This window comes from Nostoc sp. PCC 9305 (assembly GCF_963920915.1).
Lineage (GTDB): Bacteria > Cyanobacteriota > Cyanobacteriia > Cyanobacteriales > Nostocaceae > Nostoc.
In genome coordinates this window covers 73,006-92,948 of sequence record NZ_CAWUDN010000020.1, presented here as the reverse complement: position 1 = coordinate 92,948, position 19,943 = coordinate 73,006, and the positions used below count along the sequence as shown (strand labels likewise).

The window sequence follows — 19,943 nt, the reverse complement described above, 5'->3', positions numbered from 1 at the left end:
TAAGATTAAAAATAAAGGTAATGCTGTTTATTAAATTTAGCTGCGCATCAGCTTAGTTCTTTGGGTGAAAAAGGTTTCGTCATGTAGTCATCAGCACCGAGTTCTAGCCCAGTGATTCGGTCTGCTACATCTGCCAAGGCTGTTAGCATAATAATTGGTACGTCTGATTGTTTCCGTAATTCTTGACAGACACCGTAGCCATCCAGCTTTGGCATCATTACATCTAGAACTATTAAATCAGGGCTCAACAAGCGAAAAGCTGACAAAGCTTCTTCACCATCACTAGCTGTCACTACGCTGTAGCCAATCATCTCTAGACGCGTCTGTAAAATTCGACGGATGCTGGCTTCGTCATCGACTACTAGGATTGTGCCTTTATCACCTGATAAGTTTCTCAACGCTGTTCCTCCACAGCGAGAACTATTAACCCTTCATTATCTGCTTATTATGAGTCAAAAACGCAATCACATTTTTGACCTACAGTCATGAGGAAAGAAGCGATCGCTTGATACTTGCATCTGTGCAACAGATTATGCTGGTGCATCTACCCGAAAACAGATTTGTACACAATTAATAAATTCTTCAGCAAGAGACTCGTATTTTCCATAGTTTTGGTGTACTTTATTAATTCCGTGCAATTATTAATACTCATCTTCTCCCAAATTTACTCATTCAAATTTTAAGCGATTGCACTGCTTTGGGATCTGATCTGTAGGCAACGCCAACGGGGAGATGAAGGCGAGAAATCGGGTTGCGATGGCTCCAATTGATTACTTCTTTTTCCAAGAAGCGAGAGTTGGGTACAATAATTGAAACGTGGTCAAGGGTACGAATCTCGGTACTTCGGGCACCGATTCGCTCGACAATACCTGTATATTCCCCTACTTCCACAAAATCTCCAACCTGAATGGGACGCTCAAATACTAGTACTAAACCACTGCCAAAATTCTTAGCAATATCCTGTAAACCAAAGCCAATTCCAACGCTTAAAGCACTTGCTAAAATTGTCAAAGAGCTAATGTCAAGCCCCCAGATTTGTAGCAATACCAGTGTGCCAATAAAAATTAGACCATATTTTAAAAGTATTATAATCGCTTCTTGAGCGCCACGATTGATGACAGTAAAAGATAGAATCCGAGAACGTAAAAAATTGGTTACAGTTCCAGCAAAGATAACTAAGCCAAACAACAAACCAACCAAAACGATTAATTCAGTAAGAGAATAAGGATTTTTTCCCAACGTCAGAATCGGTGAGGTGAAACTGGTAATCAGAATATTTGAAATTTGATAGCTCCATTGACGAGTGAAAGGAAAGAGATTAGTGATATAAAGAATCGCACTCATCCAAAGTGCGAACCGCATACTTGCCAACACTAATTTAAAAAATAATTCTAATACTTTAAGGGTTTCCGAATTAGGTATGGCATTGCTAGTTGTTAAGCGAAGTGAAGCTACTCGGATAAATTGATGCTTAATCCATCCTAATAGCCAACTAAATCCCACAGTTATGAGTAAAATTACTGCTGCGATAAAAGTTGTTTGTTGAAGATAAGTTCTAGTTCGCTCTAAATGAGCTTGCTGTAAGGCTTCTTTGATTTGCTGCGCCCAAATGTTAGCCTGCTCATCAAGTGTACTACCTGGTAAAGTATCTTGTTGTGTAACTGTTAACAGATAGCGGTCATTTAATAAAATAGTAGGTAGCTGGTTGCGTTTCTCAATTTTAACTTGAATAGACTCAGAAGTGGAAATCACATTTTTTAGTTGTGAGTTGATTAAATTTGTCCGTTCTTGAGCGCTATACTGACCAGAATCGCTGATCCTAAAAAGCTGTTGTCCATCCAAAATAACTGGAGCTTTAGTTAATGCTTGAGAAACGACAGGAGTGAACCAGAAAACTAAAACAAAAGTTAGTACTGTAATGAGAATATTTAAATATTTTAATGGTAGTCGCAAACGATGAAAATCAAACATAAAGACTCTAACAAAATATTTTTACTTCCGCTAATTAATATTAACTATATTTCCTCGAAATCAAATTATTTTTGTAATGGTTTCTATTAGCATCGCTTTTCATGGACTAGAGACACTCATTTTGTCAGGTAGAATGGAGACAGGATAAGAAGAGTAATCCTCTATAGCAATTCAATGGGTAAACGAAAGAGAAAAAATCACAATCCACCCTTCCCTTGGATGGTAAAAAAAGAAAATCTGTTCATTGCTCCTACTGGTAACGAAATAGTTACAGATGCTGGATGGGAGAAAATTTCATTTGAAGAAGCCAGAAAACTATTTAGTCCCGAAACTTTTCAAGAGTGGTACGAACTGTTCTTAGAAAATATAGATATCTCGGAAATACTTTCAGAATCTAATGTAGATATAGATTTAGATGATGAATCAGCAATAAATAACTTTTTACTTCGGAGCCAATGGACACCAAAACAAGTCAATTTAGTTGTAGCGAAGGCTATCTATAAAAATCATGCCTGGGTAAGAGGATTACTGATTTCTACACCTGATGCTGAAGAACACAACTTTCACAATTATGAAATGGAGGCAATTCGTTTAGGAGTCCAATTGCGAAAATACATCTTTGAGGATATTCCAGTAATTAATGACTGCAAAAATGCTGTCAGATATTTACATGGGAGATACGCCCTCATTGGCTGGCAACCAAGAAATTGTGTGACAGCAGCTCACAACCTAAAAATATCTCAAGCTACTAAGGTTTACAATGAACTTCTCTGGGATGAAGATTGGCTAGATGAAGAAGACGAAATTTATTAGTCAAGAGCAAAAAACTCTACAACACTGGAAAATATACTCCCCATTACTGATGACTGGATAATAATAGAGTTACTGGGAAATAAGACCAGAAATCTTTGAAGAGCTTAACAGCGATGGCGTAACCATCATGAGCCAGTGGCGAAGTGGCGATCGCTCTAGTAATAACGTAGCGTGGGTATGGCGTAGAGGCTCTTTCAAGCGATTTATGGACGGATGCTTGGAGCGGGATAAAGCACTTAACAGAAATTGTTAAACTTTTTTATTCCCCTAGACTAAGGCAACCGCCTGAGCAACTTTTGTAAACTATCTTTACACCAAGTCAAAGTTATAGTTGCATTGTGCCTATAATAAGTTACGGCTAACTATAACTGGAAGTTAGCACTCTGTAAATGGTTATCGCTTGGATTACGCATCAAAGACGATACCAAAGACAAGCAAAATTCATCGGCAGCGTAATAGTTTGTATTCCGTTGCCAACATGCACCCTCCGCGATCGCATGTTGGTGAAAGTGTTGTATATCAAGGAAAGTGGTTTTTATCGTAGTTTATATCGGATAAAAGATAAGGGTATCTTATTTTGTGTTGTAGTCTTGTATTACGATGTAACTTAAAGCATAATATGAGCAAACTACTCATTTAATGGTTTCAATCATGGCAAAACCAACCATTCAAATACCAGATGAACTAGTCAAGCATTTAAAACCAAAGTAAAACTGCTTACCCCAATTGCTTTGGTTATTCATTGGATAGTTCGTATGGCTCGTGATTTATTCCACAACATTGTGAGGTCTGCATTAGAAAAAGAGGGTTGGATAATTACAGATGATCCGCTCAATATTAGGTGTGGCGGGGTTGATGTCCAAATTGATTTAGGTGCAGAGCTACTTCTAGCTGCCGAAAAAGCAGGAGAAAAAATAGCAGTTGAAATCAAAAATTTTGTGAGTGCCTCAAAAATTTCTGAATTTCACATGGCGTTAGGACAATTTATTAATTATCGGACTGCATTACGTGCAGAAGAACCTTCGAGAAATTTATATTTAGCTGTACCATTGGTCACTTATAATGATTTTTTTAATTTGCCTTTTATTCAAACTGTAGTCAATGAAAACAAATTGAAGTTAATTATTTATAACCTTGAGACTGAGGAAATAGATCAATGGATAAGTTAAATGAATACCGTACAAAAGTTAAGCAATTATTAACTAAGTATATCGAGTACAAGCCTAGTTATGGAGATGTAGAAGTCGAACAGATTTTTGACGTAGAGTATGACCATTATCAAATTATTAGCATTGGATGGAACAATCAAAAACGGATCTATGGCCCAATAATGCACCTAGATATCAAAAATAATAAAATTTGGATTCAACAAAATACAACGGAAGTAGATATTGCTTTAGAATTGATAGAAATGGGTGTACCTAAACAAGATATTGTCATCGGTTTTCATACTCCTAAAATGCGTCAACTATCGGGATTTGCTGTGGAATAAACATGATACAAAACGCAGAATGTTTGCCACTATTACGATTGAAGATGTATTAGTTAATAGAGAGCTATGAAGTAGTAAAATGATCACTTTATTTGGGATAAAATCGGGTTAAATTTTGTTGTGATAGCCACAAGTTATCAATCATGCTTTATTACAAACTAGTAGGACATACCCCTGTTGCTGTTAATTCATTGTCAGAGTGGCAAGATTATTTACACTCAGTACAAGATTCAGGACAACATCTAGTTGCCGAAACTATACTTGGGGATGCCAAAGTATCAACTAGTTTTTCGGGATTCGATCTCACTTTTGGAGATCCCCCGTTGCTTTTTGAAACGATGGTTTTAGGCGGGCCTCATCACGGGAGAATGCAGCGTTATTCTACATGGGAGCAGGCACTAATCGGTCACGATCGTACCGTCGTAGAAGTCATGACTACCTCACTACCAGATGAGTAGTCTCAAATCAATACAGAGTTATATTTAATACTTAATACTTAATAATTTACATAAAACTGGATGAACTACAGCGCAGATTCCTTGCCTCCCATCAAACTCATTGCTCTTGACGCTGAAACGGTATCGCTCTCTGGGCGCACGGCTAGTACAAGACCACCAACCGATATTCGGTGGGTAAAGGTGCTGGAATTTTTACGCAGCAACAATCTCGCACCCAACAGCCGCAAACTCTACGAACGCGAACTCAAAAGGTTTTTGGCTTGGAGTGAGCTACATTATCATGAACTGCGTCCACGTCACCTTGCGCTATATAAAGAATATCTCCGTGATGAAATACGTACAGATGCAGGTAAACCGCTTTCAAAAAGCAGCATCAATGCGGGAATTGCGGCACTCAAAAGCTTTTTCAAATGGATGTGTTACACGTATCCTGAAATTATTACTACTAATCCTACACTAGGGATAAAACTGGAAAAAGTACCACTGCCACCAGCTCAGAGTTTAACCCCAGAACAAATGGAACAGGTTTGGTCAGCGTTGGAATTGTTGGGAGAAACAAAGCAACGCGATACAGCACTGGTTCACATTCTTAGTCATGGACTGCGGGCTGGGGAAGTTGTGCAGCTAAATGTTGGCTCATTTGATGGCAAGCTGCTATTTTTACCAGACACCAAAACCAATGAACCACGCTTAGTTCCACTGCGAAAAGAGAGCCGGGAAGTTTTAGCAGATTATTTACAATTACGCTCACAGCAAGGAGAGGTGTTGTCCAGCCTTAGTCCACTGATGATTTCACACCATGCTTCGTACAAAGGTGAAGGCTTAAGTTATCACGGCATTTACTTTGCTGTAGAAAAAATTGGTGAAATAGCTCACATTGAGGATTTACATCCTCACTCCTTTCGCCACACCTATGCCACTGACTTATTGCTATTGGGAGTTGACCCCAGCCATGCCCGTAAGCTGACTGGACATCAAAGCGAGAAAGCCTTTCGGCGCTATACCCTTCGCAGCGAACAAGAAGCTGCGATCGCTGCTTATTATCGGGCAATCGGTGAGGAGGCAGAACAGTAGAGGATGTTCATCGGCTAGAGTGGTACGTTGAATTAAGGAAATACAAACTATGTCTAATTCTGAAAAAATTATTCACTTTGTACCAGAATTAGGGCATGATCTTGCTCATGTATTAAGTTTATGTGGTCAAACAATTAGTTGTTCAGATGCTTGCAATATGTTTACGAACTGTCCTATTTGTCAACAAAAACTACGTAAGACAGTAGAAAAACGTATAGAACAATTTTATCCGCAACCGGATTTTAGTAGATACAACAAAAAGTGACCGAAACAATTCAAAATTAAAAATTCAAAATTCAAAATTGAAGAATAGCTCAGTAATTTTGAATTAATTAATTCAGCTTACTTGCCTCTAAATTCATTTATGGAGATAAAGATTTATAAACTTGTTGTTCTGTGCCCATGCATCTATGCATGGGGTATTAATTTTGAATTTTGAATTTTGAATTTTGAATTTTGAATTCGAGCGAAGCGAGTGACACACTCGCATACCCAAGCCGCGCTATAGGTGTGGAAGTATGTTACGGAGGAATCAAAAGACTAAACGATGCCCAAGCCGTTAGATCCTAAATGTCAGCTATGCGCCAAACTACCCGCAGCTAAGGCTAAGGTGCTGCATGGGCCAGAAGGTGATAGCTGCTGGAATCCGAAGGTCTGTCACAATCGCCGTTCGTTTTACCGCAACAAAAGTAAAGATGATTCGGCACAAATTGATGCAATCGCAGTCGAACCACCAGCAACATATTTTGCAATACTGTATTTGTATAAAGAACCAGGGGATAAACCATTACACGCTATGTCGGCAGAACTCTGGCTAGGGCAAAAGCCTATTTGTCGCCTGGAACCAATTCACTGTTTTGGGCTAACGGCTGGCAAGATCCGCACCTATACAGATCAGGTGTTACAGGCTTTTGCAAAACAATACAGTGTTTCACTATATCAATATAAGGATATGTTTGAAATTACCTCAAGTTACTGCCCAGTTCGTCCTTGCCCGTTACATCCTGAATCCTAGAGATGACCACATACCGCCAATTAACAATTTGGGATGTGCTGGATGAGTTGTCCGAATCTCCACCAACTTCTTCTCTTGATCCTATGTGGGATTGTTTGGATGCCGAGCTAGAAAGTTTACCCTTGGAGGCACAGTTATCAACCGCAGCGCTTGCCTTCAGTCAAATTGCGGATATTCTTAAGTCTCGTGCCGAAGTGCTGTTGCAAGATACCCGCGATCGCAATAGTCTTTTGGGGCCAATTGTTAGCACCGATCTCTTTGCTGGTCTAGTGCGGACAACAATGCACCTAGATTTAGATGATTTGATTGAACCGGAAACACCACAAACCTTTAAACCACACGGCACACACCAATTTTCATATCCTAACCAGGAGGGTGATTCTGTAGTAGCAACTGTTGAGAAAGCGAATGTTTTGGCAATGCTTGATGAGGTAACAACTTTAGAAGATGTCCGCAATTTGGCATCAGATGAGGATGTGGAAAAATGGCAGAGCGCCATCGCTAACCATCTGATAAATGTCAAAGATGAGATTTCTTTGGTTAAACTGCAACGTGTGTTGCAAATGCCGATGGTAGAAGTATGGTTAGGACTATTGCTGGGTGGGTTTACATTAGAACAGCGTGGTGATTTTTATAACAGTCGGAATATTTGGGTAAAAAGTTCTCCAATCACTAACACCTACCCGATTTGATTTCAAATTTTGAACTTTCAAGCTGCTTTGACACTCAATAAATTCATCAAATTCATCACTTCTGCTGCTGACAAACCAGGTTGTACTCTCTCTCAACAGCCACCAGCAGCAAAGCTTGCAAGGACGACAGATACGGTTTGGCAAAATCCCCAATTCTTGCAACTGCAAAATACTTGAAACCCTTGATTTATCGTTACAATAGTATTAGTAGTTAATAACCCCCAGAGGGTTAGTCTGAGTGCTATTGAGCTTACTCGTCGTTAGAAGATTCCTTATCTTCTTCGTCATCCTTGTCAAAATTTGTATTGCTGAGGGGGACTTATGGGTGAATCGAAACGCCGAAAGGCAATATTAGGCAATCACTATGGTTTGCCTAATATTTTCAATGAAGTCCAATCAATGTGGACGCAGATTAATTTCTCGCTCAAGCGAGTCAAAGATTCTGATAATGGATGTTTACTTGTTCAGTGTTCCAACAACGACCGAGGATTCCATCAAGACACTATTGCCCAAATTCAAAAAGAAATAGAAAATTGGAAATGTGATTTGGATATTCCTATCTTGATCCAAGTTCTCCCGAGGGAAGTTAAAAATTCAGAAACTAAACTTTTTGATGGGTTCGTTACCCTTTGGTGCAATTGTCCTGAATTTGAATTGTGGCGAGAAATATTTGAAAGTGAACTCGTTAAGTAAACTTTGTTGCATTAAATTATTGTTTCCTCGCTGCACCATTATTTCTGTTGCTTCCACTCGATTTTGTACTCCCGTTCCACAGCCGCCAGTAATTTTGCCTGCAACGAAGATAAATAAGGTTTTGCTTGTTTCCCAAGCCCCTGCAACAGCCAATCCACAGCCTCGTCACGGGTCGCCACTTGATGCAACTGCCGTAACCTCATACATAGCTGCTGCATGAATCTACAATCTTCATCAAGTAATTCCAGTGATTTCAGGTGTTCGATTTTTACGGTATAGTCACCGTCCCATATCTGGAGTGTACAACTGTATTCTCCAACATGGCTGACTACGCCCCAATAACCCGCTTTACCTCTCAAGTCTGGGTTATCTTTGGGCAGAAGAATGCATATTTCACCAATATTGTAAGGATTGGGTACTTTCGTCCTTTCGCGTATCCTATCCACTACGTCTTTCACTATGCGACCAGATGGAATCTTATTCCCAGCTTGCTCTACTGCCTGCTGCCAGACATCCGCTTGCACAGCCGGTTCCAACTCGGCTTTCGCCAAAAACCGCAGTTGTCGTTCGTTGGTCGGCATTGGAATTTGCCGACCATTGGTCGGCAAAAACTTTTGAAGATTCTCGTAAACAGCAGTAGCCGAAATCTTCAAGTACGCCGCGTCACGACTATAACCAAAGCGATCACGGCAGTATTCTTCAAAAGTCTGGTGCGTGGAACGGTATAGCCGTCTGTCTCTCAACTCCATCAGCGCCTGACCTGCTGACAAAAATGCCCTTTCTACCTGACGTTCCAATTGCAAGCGTAAGCTTTGTTCTTGGTCGGTCAACTCTCTTACTTCAACAGCTGTCACCGTAATTGTTGCTGAGGCTGGGTTGTCTTCGCTAGAAGTATTTTCGGGAGCAGAGTCAGTCGCTGGCTTTGGTTCCCCAGATGCCGCAGGGATAGCTTTCTTGCGTCTGGATGGCGGTTTGTTCATTGTCGTCTAGGTTGAAACCTGTAGTTTTTACTCATCGGGTTTGAGATGAGTTGTAATCCACACTCGATATTAAGTTTTGTTTAGAATTAAAAGGCTTATTTAAATTTTTTGAGCAAAGAAAAGAACCGATAAATAGGGTTTAGTAACATATCCACCGTAAGCATTTAATATCTGTATAATGGCATCAGAGAAATCCTGCTTTTCAGTTTCAGTAAATTTTTGATAAGCAGTTTGAGTTTTCAGAAGACCTAGATATCGCTCTGCATCATAATTAATAGACCAAGGATATTGTTTAATCACTAAGTTTTTGAAACAAAAACTATTCAATATCCAGTTTTCTCTTTTTTTTATTAGTGCTTCAACTGAGGATGTTTTAGCATTAGATATTGTTGTAGGTACATATTTTTGAAATATTTCTTTGAGCGCCTGAAATATTGAAGTATCGGGTAAAATAGAGAAATTCCAAAAAAACGCAATATAACCTTTTTCTTTTAAAGCTTGTGCAACTTTTGGATACCCTTTTTCACGATTTACCCAATGAAAGGCTTGGGCAGATATTGCTAAATCAAAAGCTTTTGGGCGTAAGTTCCAATCCTCTAAAGTAACTGTCTCAAATGTTACTTTTGGATATAAACGCATATTTTGAGATGCTATTGCAATCAGTCTTTCACCTGGCTCTAAACAGTAGATGGCATAGCCCTTTTCAGCAAACGGAACAGTTCCTTTACCAGTCCCTGTTCCAATATCTAAAATTGAAGCTGAATCTGTAAGATTAGCCATCTCAATTACATCTTCAATCAATTGAGATGGATAGCTAGGGCGTGCTGCATCATAGATTTCTGCAACTTCATTAAAGGAGTCACTACGTTTTCTGTTCATCATTTATAAATCCACAAAGGTCTTTTGCTTCCGATCACTTTTGCTCGGATTTCACAAAATATTAACAGTTTTACCGCTAGAGAAAAAGCCTCTGGCTCCAATCCAATTTGACAAGACGCTACCGCTAATATTAATCTGTATAATTGGTAATTATTCGGGTGCAGGGTGCAAGTCTGTACTAAAAATAATTCAGAAACCAATCGATAAACTTTTACCATGATTTATGACAAAAGCTTTATCCTGGCTTATCAAGGGCAGCACTTTGTTTTGTCTATTGCCTTGGGAGCCAATTGCGGCACAAATTGTTCCGGATACAACCCTAAGAGTCAACTCCAGCGTCACACGAGAGGGTAATGATACCAGCGCGATAACGGGAGGAACCCAAGTTGGAAGCAATTTGTTCCATAGCTTTGGACAGTTTTCTGTACCCACAGGAAGCGCAGTCTACTTCAAAAATGCCCCAGACATCCAAAACATTTTGACAAGAGTGACGGGTAACTCAATATCTAATATTGATGGTTTAATTCGAGCTAACGGCATAGCCAACGTATTTCTTATTAATCCCAATGGGATTATTTTTGGGCTGAATGCTTCACTGAACATTAGCGGCTCGTTTTTCGGCACTACTGCCAGTAATATTAAATTTGCTGATGGCATCTCCTTTGATGCTAAACCCCTTAGTGGTGCAGAACCGTTGTTGACAGTGAGCGTGCCTGTGGGATTAGGATTTGGGACAAATGCTGGAAATATTCGCGTCTTTGGAGACGGCCAAGGTATAAGAAAAACTTCAGAACTCATAGATACTAGTTCTGGTCTGCGCGTACGGCCAAATCAAACCTTAGCTTTGGTGGGTGGTGATATAGTACTCTCACACGGAACGCTTAAAACGACAGGGGGACAGATTGAATTAGGCAGCGTGGCTGGAGCGGGTTTGGTCAATCTGATTCCTACAGATAAAGGCTGGACATTAGGATATTCAAGCATCTCAGCCTTTGGAGAGATCCAGTTATCTGGAGCAGCAGCAGTTGATGCCAGTGGAAATGGTGGTGGCAATATTCAAATACAAGCCAGGAAGCTAATGCTAGACGGTGGTTCTCAGATTGAGTCCAGCACATTAGGAGCAGGAACGGGAGGAACATTGAAAATTAATGCTTCAGATTCAGTGAACTTGGTGGGATTAACAGAAGTTGATTCATTTTTCAACACTGGTATATCAAGCCTTGTTTACCCAAGAGCTACCGGAGCTGGTGGCAACATCAATATTGAAACTGCGCGGTTAAATGTCCGGGATGGAGCAGGGATCGCTGCTGGTACGTATGGCTTCGGAAATGCTGGTTCCATAGAGGTCTTAGCTCATGATTCAGTAGAAGTGCTGCGAAAACCAACAGCCAATGCAGGCAGTTCCATAACAAGTTTGGCCCAACGAGGATCTACCGGATCTGGCGGTAACATCAAGATTGAAACTACGCGGTTAAGTTTACGCTCTGGAGGAGTGATATCATCAGGCACATTTGGGCAGGGTTCGGGAGGCAACGTATCTATAACTGCTGACGAAGAAGTGCAAGTAACCGGAAAGTCATTAACTGGTAATTCTCCTAGCAGAATATCAGCTCGAACTGGAGGAACTGGAAAGGCCGGAAATCTGACAATCGAAGCAGAACGATTAACTGTCACTGATGGTGGGAGAGTAAATATTGGTGGTGAAAAAATTCCAAAAAATCTCAACTTTCAGCCAGGACAAGGAGATGCAGGAACCCTCCGAATCAACGCAGACAGTATCAATCTAGACAGAGGTACTATCACAGCTGGCACAGAGAGGGGCACTAATGGCGAAGGAGGCGACATTTTCTTACACTCTGGTGACTTAAAATTACGTGACAGTATCATTACTGCGACTGCTGGGGGTAATGGCGACGGCGGCAACATCACTATCAACACAGATATCCTAGTTGCAATAAAAAATAGCAGCATCACCGCAAATGCCTTTGAGGGTCGTGGTGGAAATATCACAATTAATGCTAAGGGACTTTTCTTTTCCCCTGATAGCTTGATTACAGCTAGTTCCAAGTACGGAATTAAGGGTACGGTTAAATACAACATCGCTGATACTAACATTTACCCTACTCAACTAAAAGCAGAGGTAATTCCAATAACTCCTGAAATCACCCCAGTTTGTCAGGCACGAGCAGGCACAGAAGTAAATAGTTTTCGAGTTAGTAGTACTCGCAATCTCCAATCTAAGCCTAACAACCTGATGTATAACAATGTTGAGCAAAGTAGCTCTGTTCCAGTTCCAGCTTTTAATAATTCACATAATCCAAAATCATTAATAAGTAACCAAGCTACACAAATCATAGAAGCCAACGTTTTGATTCGGGATTCTCAAGGTAATTTAGTTTTGACGACAGACCAAGCAAATCCAACCTGGGAGAAAGCTTCACTGTCTGCAAGTTCTTGTTTTTCAGGATCTCAGCGGTAAAAAGATATAAAAATGATCTCACCTCAATGTTGCTTTAAATATCTTTTCTCAGGCATTCTAGGGCTGTCTATAATTTTAATTCAATCATCTTCCCCTGCCCAGACTGTAAAAAAAGAAAAAGAATTTCTCAAAAATCAAGCGGCATCCCTGGCTTCTTCAGGTCACGAACAATTAGCTCTAGATCAGGCGAATGAAGCTTTAAAAACTTGGCAGGAATCTACGAAAATTTATCGCCAACTAAACGATCAAGAGGGAATTACGGAAAGCCTGATTAATCAAAACCTTGCTTTCCAAGCATTAGGATTACACAAACAAGCTTGCAATATACTTTTAGAAGCTTTAAAGTTGAATACAAATCTAGGTCTTTGTGATACGACTTTGCAACAACCCGCTCTTGCTGAGAAAGAGCAACTGACGACATTAATTAATAAGCAGAAACCAACATCAGTTACCTTGCTTGGATTAAATAATCTAGGAGATGTCTTGCGGATTTTGGGGAAGTTAAATGAATCTGAAACAGTTCTACAAGAAACATTAACGCTAGCAAAACTTGTATCTTCATCAAAGATTAGTGGTATTTATCTGTCTTTAGGTAATATTGAACAGACAATTTATCAGCAATTACAAGATAAATATTCTTGGATAGAGGAACCACTTTTTCGAGAGCAGATTGCTAATATTATTCCACAAAAGGCGCAAAAATCACTCTTGTATTACCAAATACTAGAAAACATGCCAAATATCTCGAAATCAGCTAAACTGCAAGCTCAGTTAAATCATTTGACTTTACTGATAAATTTTGAAAAATGGCTAATTCATCAGCAAAATCAAGCGAACCTTTATCAGAAAGTTAATCAACAGATTCGAGTATTGGTAAATCAAATAGATGAAAATTCTTCTGCCTTTTTGGAGTTATCACCTGAGCCATCCATTCATGCTCGGTTGAATTTTGCTAATAACCTCAGCCAGATCCCAGATGAACAATTGAAATCAGTAGCAATTCGATATGCTAAATTAGCGTTGAAAATGGCTGAAACTATTAATAGTATCCGATGGTTATCCTATAGTTTTGGTACTTTGGGTAAATTATCAACTCAAACAGAACAAAAACAAGCATATTTTCAGAAGGCTTTAGGATTCGCTCAATCAATTCGGGCTTCGGATATCGCCTACCAATGGCAGCAGCAGTTAGGACTAATTTACCAAAAGCAGGGAAAAACTGAGTTAGCGATTCATAACTATAATGCTGCAATCAGAAACATGGCTGAAGTGCGTGATAGTCTTTTGTCAACTAACGGAGATTTGCAGTTCTCTTTTCAGTCAGAAATGGAGCCGACATATCGGAATTATATGCGATTGCTCTTAACATCACCTAATCCTGATTTAAAAAGAATAATAGAGATAAATGAAGAATTACAGATAGCACGGTTAGAAAACTTTCTCAAATGTGGCAAGCTTGACCTTGTTGCTTTAAATCAGCTTCAGAACCTCAATAGCGCCCCAACAGTAATTCACATTATTGATTTAGGGGATACTATAGAAGTAATTGTTCAGTCAACAGATGGCTCACTTTACCACCATTCTATTGAATCTAAACTAGTTCGATTCCAGATAGATCATCTTTTAGAAGCTTTACAAAATGAAAAGTTTTCTGAGGTTGGCGAAAGTAGCATAACTACCTCTTCTCAAGGAATTTTTGAAAAGCTAATTGCACCAATCAAAACACATCTACCCACATCAGGAACACTCGTATTCACTTTAGATAAATCTTTCCAAAGCATACCAATGGCATTGTTATATGATGGTCAACATTATTTAATAGAGCATTACAGTATTGCAGAAACTTTAGGTTCTAGAATTAGACAACCTAGAGCCTTGCATCAAAACCAGATGATAGCTTTAATAGCTGGACTATCAAAATTCAGTCCCAGTTTTACAGAGCCAAATGCACCTAAAAACATGGAGAATTTGCTTTCATCTAAACAAGAAATAGAAAATGTAGAAAAACAAACTAAATCCTCAGTAGCTTTGTTAGACAAGAAGTTTACCCTTAAAAGGTTCAAAGAAGAACTAACTCAAAATAATTTTCCTATTGTACATATTACTACCCACGGTCAATTTAGTTCTGATCCACTCAAAACAGTACTAGTAGCCTATGACAAACTAATTAATATTAAAGACTTTGACAGCTTAATCAGAGGTAAAACTGAAAATAGTCAAGATGCAATTGAGTTGCTTGTTCTCAGCGCCTGCGAAACAGCTAAAGGCAACAAGCAGTCAGCAATGGGTATTGCGGGAATGGCTGCTACCGCAGGAGCGCGTAGTACTGTTGCTACTTTGTGGCGTGTGGAAGCCGATTCTACCACTTTGCTTATGCAAGAATTTTATAAAGGTTTGAACAATGGCTTGCCAAAAGCAGAAGCACTACGTCAGGCGCAATTGAGTTTACTGTCAAATCCTAAATATAAGAAGGCTTATTATTGGGGTGGGTTCCTCTTGGTTGGAAGCTGGTTGTAAAATTCCACTAAATTTAGCCCTGATTGAGCTTTTTGTAACTCTTTTGAATTATTACTGCTTTTCGCTAACTCAGCTGCCATCAGGTATTCGGGTTTCGCCTCCTTTGGCAACTTGGCTTTCAGATAGCGATCGCCAAGTACTCTGTAAAGAGTCGGATTTCGCCTATTAGTTGCTGTTGCCGTTTTTAACATCTCAATTGTTTCATTTAAAAGATTTTCTGCCGTATAAATAGCATCTACGTCAAGAATAGTTTCATCTGGAGGTAGACCTAAGTTTTTGATCCGTTTAATATTTTGTGCAATTTGTTCTTGGTAAGCTACAGACAATACGTCCACAAACGTTTCATCATAGCTAAAAGCTTCACCATCTTTATAAGCAAAAACATATATTGTATATGGAGTCCCAGGTTGAAATTCTTTTTCATCACTTGGGTAGGTAAGCCAAGTTTGAGTTACAACTTTTTCCCACCCAAACTGGTAACTTTTTACTTTGACTTTGTAAGAAGTAGCACCCTTAACAGCAGTCCAAGTTATTTCTGGACGAGAATTCAATGTTGATGTGCTATAAGGAGAAATGATTATTGGCTCATCGCTCCCTTCTGTGCCACCTTTTCGTATGTGACACGCATTAGTATTGGTTGGATTGCAAGCGGATAAGGCTTCGTCAGGCTCTGCACATTTATCAAGAGGAATAGTTCCACTAGATAATTTTAAAATCTTTCCAGAACTAAAGCATAAAAATTCTACATAATCACCATTCACAACTTCTATTGTATCTCCCTTACAAATTAAGCTCCCTGCTGACAAGTGCTTGTTACCCTTACTTATTATCCTTCCCATTTGTGGATCACAATGAACCTGATTTCTTCTTACTCTTATGAGCGGTACATTTGCTAGCAATGGTAGATGAATTAGTATTAGAGAAGTTAAACAGCACATTCCCCAAAAAGACATCAGCTTTTTCATTGTTTTACAAACATAAATGGTTTGAGCATCTTATCATTTATCAAGTATGCGATCTAGCAGTTCTTGTCTCCAGCGAAACACTTCTGGTAGACTAGATTTAGTCAAGATACAAGCATCTATATAAGCTCTGGCGTAATTAAATTGACCTAATGATTCTTCTACTTGAGATAGCAAACAATATGCATCTGTTCTTTCGCTATCTAACTTTGTCGCTTTTTCTAGATATTTTGCGGCTTCAGTTAACTTATTTTCCATTAACCTTGCCCATCCTAAATCTTTATACAACGATGCTTGTAATTCCCGATTGTTAGTTTTCTGCAAACCTTTTAAAGCTAAACTAGCTGCTGCTCTATAATCACCCTTTTTATTTTTCAATCTTGCTAAAGCCGCAACAGCAAACATAGCTTGATCGCTACTTCTAATAGCGATTTCATATTGCTTTTCTGCTAAATCATATTCTCCCTGTCCATCATAAAAATCACCTAATCCGTAATGTGATTCCCATTTGTTAGGCTTTAACTTAAAAATTATTTCGTAAGTTTTGTTAACACAATTATAGTCATATAACTGCTGACACGCAATTGCTAAATTATTATAAGCAGTATCGTCCTTCGGGTTGTACTTTATAGCTAGCTCGTAATTTTTTCTAGCAATCTTAGGGTCATTTTGATACTGTAAACCCTTCTCAAAGTAAAAAGTTGAGACTGAATTAGTTAAATTATGTCCATACTTTATTGCTCTTTGAAAGTCTTTTTCAGCATCGGCAATCCTACTTTCTTTATAAGCTTCTTTACCTTGAATCAAAAAATAATCTGCTACTGTGTATTTTAAGCTAGGATTCAAATATACTGCTTTTTGAAAATCCTTCTCAGCTTGGTCAAATTGATTTTCTTTATAAGCATTTTTACCGGAATCTAAATAATATTTTGCTACTAGAGGTAAAGATGCATATATCAAACCAACAATACTTAATAAACCTAATACAAACACACTAAGTTGAAACGGCTTTGATTTAATTACTCGATTAAGCTTTGATTGATTAGGTAAGCGCTCCAAACGCTGTATTATTATTTGAGTATTTTGTGGGCGCTGCCCAACAAAAGGAGCCATCATATCATCAAGTAAATCAGCCAGAAATTTATCTATGTGAAGTGCTTTATCTCTCCAAATTAGTCTTCCTGTCTGCTCGTCCATTTTGATTTCAATTAAAGAAATACCTGTGACTAAGTAAACAAAAGTTCTACCTAAAGCGTAAAAGTCTGACTGTGGTACGGCTTGTCCATGAATTTGCTCTAAGGGAGAGTAACAAGCTGTCCTAACAGCAGTTATTTCGTAACCATTACCGAATCCTGTAGTAGTTCCTCCACTGGTACTAACTTTGGCAAAGTAGGTTCTACTAAGCTGTCTTGCTCCACCAAAATCAACAAGTGCTAAATTCCCATCGGGTTGATGAACAATGTTTTCTGGTTTGATATCTCTGTGGAAGAAACCAGACCGATGAACTAAATCAAGAATCTCCATCAACTGCAATAACCATTCATAAGCCATTTCTTGGCTAATTCGTCCATAAGATTGTACCCACTGAGTTAAGTTCTCTCCTTCAAACTTATGCATAACTAGACAATGTAGTTCTAGAAGATTATCATTCAGCCTAAATGTGAAATAATCTTCCCTATTAGACTTGGGAATTCCAGGATGGTCTAGGATTTGTAATATGAGTGATTCTCTTTTAAGTAGCTCAACTAACTTAGAATCATCAATCCATCTTAATACTTTCATTACTCTTATTTGAGGCTGAGGATGTTCTTCTGTGCCAATATCCTCAATTTCAAAGACATCTGTGTAAGTATATGGATTTTGCTCCAAAGAACGCAACGGGCGCAGCAAACGAATACGCCCGTTTATTATCAATGGATTTCCACATGCTAAACAATTTTCAGCGCTATCAGGATTATGACGTTGGGTGCAAAGAGGATTTATGCAGTAGCCCACAAGGTAACTTCCCTTGTTTGTATTGTATCTGGTATTTTATGTACTAATCCCAATGGATCAACTAAAATATACTTCTTAATAGATGCTTGTAAACTATAACTAGCTTCTCGTTTGTTTGATTTACCAGCAATTTCAATTAATGAGCGTTGTTCTAAAACTTCTATTGCTGTTATTAGTTCAAAAACTGACAACTTGAAATCTACTCGCTCTTTTAAATTATCAATGAGTTTAGAGAATTGAATGGGAGTCGAGTTTTCTGACATTTCTTCTGCCAAATAAATCATTATTTGCCTTTGAAGATTACTTAAAAGTCCAACTTGTCCAAATTGCTGATGTAGCATTGTTTCAAGCTGAGGATCAATCATAGTAGTTTGATATCTAAAAAATGTTTTTACACTCCCCTCAAAAAAGCGATTAATTCTGTCAGCTAACGCTTCTAAACTTGATGGATTACCAGAATAATTTTCAATTAATCGCTTACATTCCTGCCCAGTTAAACCTTTTTCTTGTAATATTTGCATTCCAGCATTTACATCTAAACCTTCTAATTTGAAAGAGCGAATAGGTAGCCTTGTAGTAACAGAAGCAAATTCTTTTAAAGGCAACTGACTTGTTATAATAATGCAGCTTTCATGCTTCCCTTCTGTAAGTTTTAAAAGAAATTTTTCGTATTGTAATCTTTTTCCAAAATCATCTGCTAGCAATAGCTTTTCAAATCCATCAATTACTAGTAGACAACGATGTAAGTGAAGCTGTTTTGATAGTAAAGATATGCTATCTATAAAAGAAGTTTCACTTGCTTCTATGTCTACTTCAAAAATTTTATTTAAGTCAATGACTAACTCATCAATTGACAACGAATGATTAATTTTTTTCCATATTACACATTCATATATACTACTTAAAGAATCAAAAATTATTTCTTCAACCAATCTAGAGGCTAATAAAGTTTTTCCTATTCCTCCAACTCCAGTAAAAACTATACAGCGCTCTTTAAATAGAGTAATTTGTTTCTTAAAATAGTTAATTTCATCTTTTCGTCCATAAAAAGATTTTATTTTAGGCAGTTCCCCATAAATTCTAATATTGCCAACGAAACCATCGTTATCCAATCTGGATGCCTCTTCCTTCAGATAATCGCTCTTTGCTAGCTTAAGCAAAATAGATTTTAAAGATATTTTTGTTACTTTCACTCCATCACCAATAATTACTGAAAGCATACTCCATAGTGGTGGAGCTACTTTCTGCTGCAAATAGTATGCGTTATACCCCGAATCACTTGCCATCTCTTTATAATCTTTACTATCCCAAACTCCCTTAATAAGGACTTTTTCTACTTCTGTTAAATACCTTCCCGTAGATTGAAACACTTGTTCTTCTAATACTGCTAATACTCTTTTTACGTCTAAAACTTGGCTTGAATTCATGCCGACTTTTCCTTACGTAAGTAGGTATACATGAGGTTATATTTTACTCTCTAGTACTTAAAATATCTACAAAATTCACAATTATTAACTGAAGCTAGGTTCTCAAATTACCTTTCTAGGCTATATTGATTTAAATGCTACATCTTAATAGGGAGATTTAACGCATCTCTAGTACATTATCCGGTCTAGTTTGAGCATAAAAGTGTGAAAGAAGTTGACCAACGTCAACGAAGGAACACCGCCTGCGGGTATTTTTGATCACTGATTAACTCAATGGGTTTGTTTTGAAAAGCTTGTGTCTAGGTATCTTAACCTAAACCAAATATCTTCTGCTAATACATTTTAATTAAAGCTCTTACCTCGACTGAGTAAGATAACCAGAACTTCTGTAAAATCAAGCTAATTGAAAGGAGGCATGGAGGTGAAGATACAACAGTACAACTGTTTAATGCAGAAAGCGCCACTAGGGAGTCGCGCTTTCTACGTATTGCAAATT

At 38.4% G+C, this 19,943-nt stretch carries 19 protein-coding genes and 1 pseudogene; 13 read left to right on the top strand and 7 right to left on the bottom strand.

The genetic code is table 11. The features are described from left to right. Positions 1-53: 53 nt before the first annotated feature. A pseudogene (locus tag ACM0OX_RS10080) lies at positions 54-398 on the bottom strand (response regulator); the annotation flags it as partial. 274 nt (positions 399-672) lie between these two features. After that, positions 673-1,971 carry a mechanosensitive ion channel family protein gene (locus ACM0OX_RS10075; protein WP_414514753.1) on the bottom strand — a complete coding sequence of 433 codons (1,299 nt, stop codon included), beginning with the start codon at positions 1,969-1,971 and terminating at the stop codon, positions 673-675. Between the two features lie 174 nt (positions 1,972-2,145). Here ACM0OX_RS10075 and ACM0OX_RS10070 point away from each other — a divergent pair, with 174 nt between their 5' ends. From ACM0OX_RS10070 to ACM0OX_RS10020, 11 genes are all read left to right on the top strand, one after another. Further along, positions 2,146-2,784 (top strand): hypothetical protein, encoded by a 639-nt coding sequence (locus tag ACM0OX_RS10070; protein WP_414514752.1) that lies wholly within the window; start codon positions 2,146-2,148, stop codon positions 2,782-2,784. 389 nt (positions 2,785-3,173) lie between these two features. Continuing rightward, on the top strand, positions 3,174-3,395 hold the full coding sequence (locus tag ACM0OX_RS10065; RefSeq protein ID WP_414514751.1) for a hypothetical protein: 222 nt from the start codon (positions 3,174-3,176) through the stop codon (positions 3,393-3,395). Positions 3,396-3,539: 144 nt separating this feature from the next. After that, the gene (locus tag ACM0OX_RS10060; protein WP_414514750.1) at positions 3,540-3,953 is read left to right on the top strand and encodes an element excision factor XisH family protein; all 414 of its coding nucleotides are present in this window, start codon (positions 3,540-3,542) and stop codon (positions 3,951-3,953) included. After that, the gene (locus tag ACM0OX_RS10055; protein ID WP_292814256.1) at positions 3,941-4,276 is read left to right on the top strand and encodes a XisI protein; all 336 of its coding nucleotides are present in this window, start codon (positions 3,941-3,943) and stop codon (positions 4,274-4,276) included. Before ACM0OX_RS10060 ends, ACM0OX_RS10055 begins: the two co-directional genes overlap by 13 nt. A 143-nt stretch (positions 4,277-4,419) precedes the next feature. Beyond that, a complete protein-coding gene (locus tag ACM0OX_RS10050; RefSeq protein ID WP_414514749.1) occupies positions 4,420-4,734 on the top strand; it encodes a hypothetical protein in 315 nt (104 codons plus the stop codon). Between the two features lie 60 nt (positions 4,735-4,794). Further along, positions 4,795-5,808 carry a tyrosine-type recombinase/integrase gene (locus tag ACM0OX_RS10045; protein ID WP_414514748.1) on the top strand — a complete coding sequence of 338 codons (1,014 nt, stop codon included), beginning with the start codon at positions 4,795-4,797 and terminating at the stop codon, positions 5,806-5,808. Between the two features lie 49 nt (positions 5,809-5,857). Then, a complete protein-coding gene (locus tag ACM0OX_RS10040; RefSeq protein WP_414514747.1) occupies positions 5,858-6,073 on the top strand; it encodes a hypothetical protein in 216 nt (71 codons plus the stop codon). Between the two features lie 282 nt (positions 6,074-6,355). Then, positions 6,356-6,823, top strand: a complete 468-nt coding sequence (locus ACM0OX_RS10035; RefSeq protein ID WP_414514746.1) for a hypothetical protein — start codon at positions 6,356-6,358, stop codon at positions 6,821-6,823. Positions 6,824-6,825: 2 nt separating this feature from the next. After that, positions 6,826-7,515 carry a hypothetical protein gene (locus ACM0OX_RS10030; protein WP_414514745.1) on the top strand — a complete coding sequence of 230 codons (690 nt, stop codon included), beginning with the start codon at positions 6,826-6,828 and terminating at the stop codon, positions 7,513-7,515. Between the two features lie 9 nt (positions 7,516-7,524). After that, positions 7,525-7,692 carry a hypothetical protein gene (locus tag ACM0OX_RS10025; protein ID WP_414514744.1) on the top strand — a complete coding sequence of 56 codons (168 nt, stop codon included), beginning with the start codon at positions 7,525-7,527 and terminating at the stop codon, positions 7,690-7,692. 144 nt (positions 7,693-7,836) lie between these two features. After that, complete coding sequence (locus ACM0OX_RS10020; RefSeq protein WP_414514743.1) at positions 7,837-8,208, top strand: hypothetical protein; 372 nt, start codon at positions 7,837-7,839, stop codon at positions 8,206-8,208. 38 nt (positions 8,209-8,246) lie between these two features. Here the strand turns inward: ACM0OX_RS10020 and ACM0OX_RS10015 are convergent, their stop codons facing one another. Together ACM0OX_RS10015 and ACM0OX_RS10010 are read right to left on the bottom strand one after the other, a co-directional pair. Further along, positions 8,247-9,188: a hypothetical protein gene (locus ACM0OX_RS10015; protein ID WP_414514742.1), complete on the bottom strand. Its 942-nt coding sequence runs from the start codon at positions 9,186-9,188 to the stop codon at positions 8,247-8,249. 99 nt (positions 9,189-9,287) lie between these two features. Then, the gene (locus ACM0OX_RS10010; protein WP_414514741.1) at positions 9,288-10,070 is read right to left on the bottom strand and encodes a class I SAM-dependent methyltransferase; all 783 of its coding nucleotides are present in this window, start codon (positions 10,068-10,070) and stop codon (positions 9,288-9,290) included. Positions 10,071-10,290: 220 nt separating this feature from the next. Here ACM0OX_RS10010 and ACM0OX_RS10005 point away from each other — a divergent pair, with 220 nt between their 5' ends. Beyond that, the gene (locus ACM0OX_RS10005; RefSeq protein WP_414514740.1) at positions 10,291-12,546 is read left to right on the top strand and encodes a filamentous hemagglutinin N-terminal domain-containing protein; all 2,256 of its coding nucleotides are present in this window, start codon (positions 10,291-10,293) and stop codon (positions 12,544-12,546) included. 12 nt (positions 12,547-12,558) lie between these two features. Further along, positions 12,559-15,063: a CHAT domain-containing protein gene (locus ACM0OX_RS10000; RefSeq protein ID WP_414514739.1), complete on the top strand. Its 2,505-nt coding sequence runs from the start codon at positions 12,559-12,561 to the stop codon at positions 15,061-15,063. Here ACM0OX_RS10000 and ACM0OX_RS09995 read toward each other — a convergent pair. The 3 genes from ACM0OX_RS09995 to ACM0OX_RS09985 are packed head-to-tail and all read right to left on the bottom strand — an operon-like array spanning position 15,024 to position 19,447. Beyond that, the gene (locus ACM0OX_RS09995) at positions 15,024-16,028 is read right to left on the bottom strand and encodes a hypothetical protein (RefSeq protein WP_414514738.1); all 1,005 of its coding nucleotides are present in this window, start codon (positions 16,026-16,028) and stop codon (positions 15,024-15,026) included. The two genes, ACM0OX_RS10000 and ACM0OX_RS09995, sit on opposite strands and share 40 nt — an antisense overlap. Before the next feature lie 33 nt (positions 16,029-16,061). Next, the gene (locus ACM0OX_RS09990) at positions 16,062-18,020 is read right to left on the bottom strand and encodes a protein kinase domain-containing protein (protein ID WP_414514737.1); all 1,959 of its coding nucleotides are present in this window, start codon (positions 18,018-18,020) and stop codon (positions 16,062-16,064) included. After that, positions 18,005-19,447 carry an NB-ARC domain-containing protein gene (locus tag ACM0OX_RS09985; protein ID WP_414514736.1) on the bottom strand — a complete coding sequence of 481 codons (1,443 nt, stop codon included), beginning with the start codon at positions 19,445-19,447 and terminating at the stop codon, positions 18,005-18,007. The genes ACM0OX_RS09990 and ACM0OX_RS09985 overlap by 16 nt, the downstream gene beginning before the upstream one ends. Positions 19,448-19,943 lie beyond the last annotated feature (496 nt).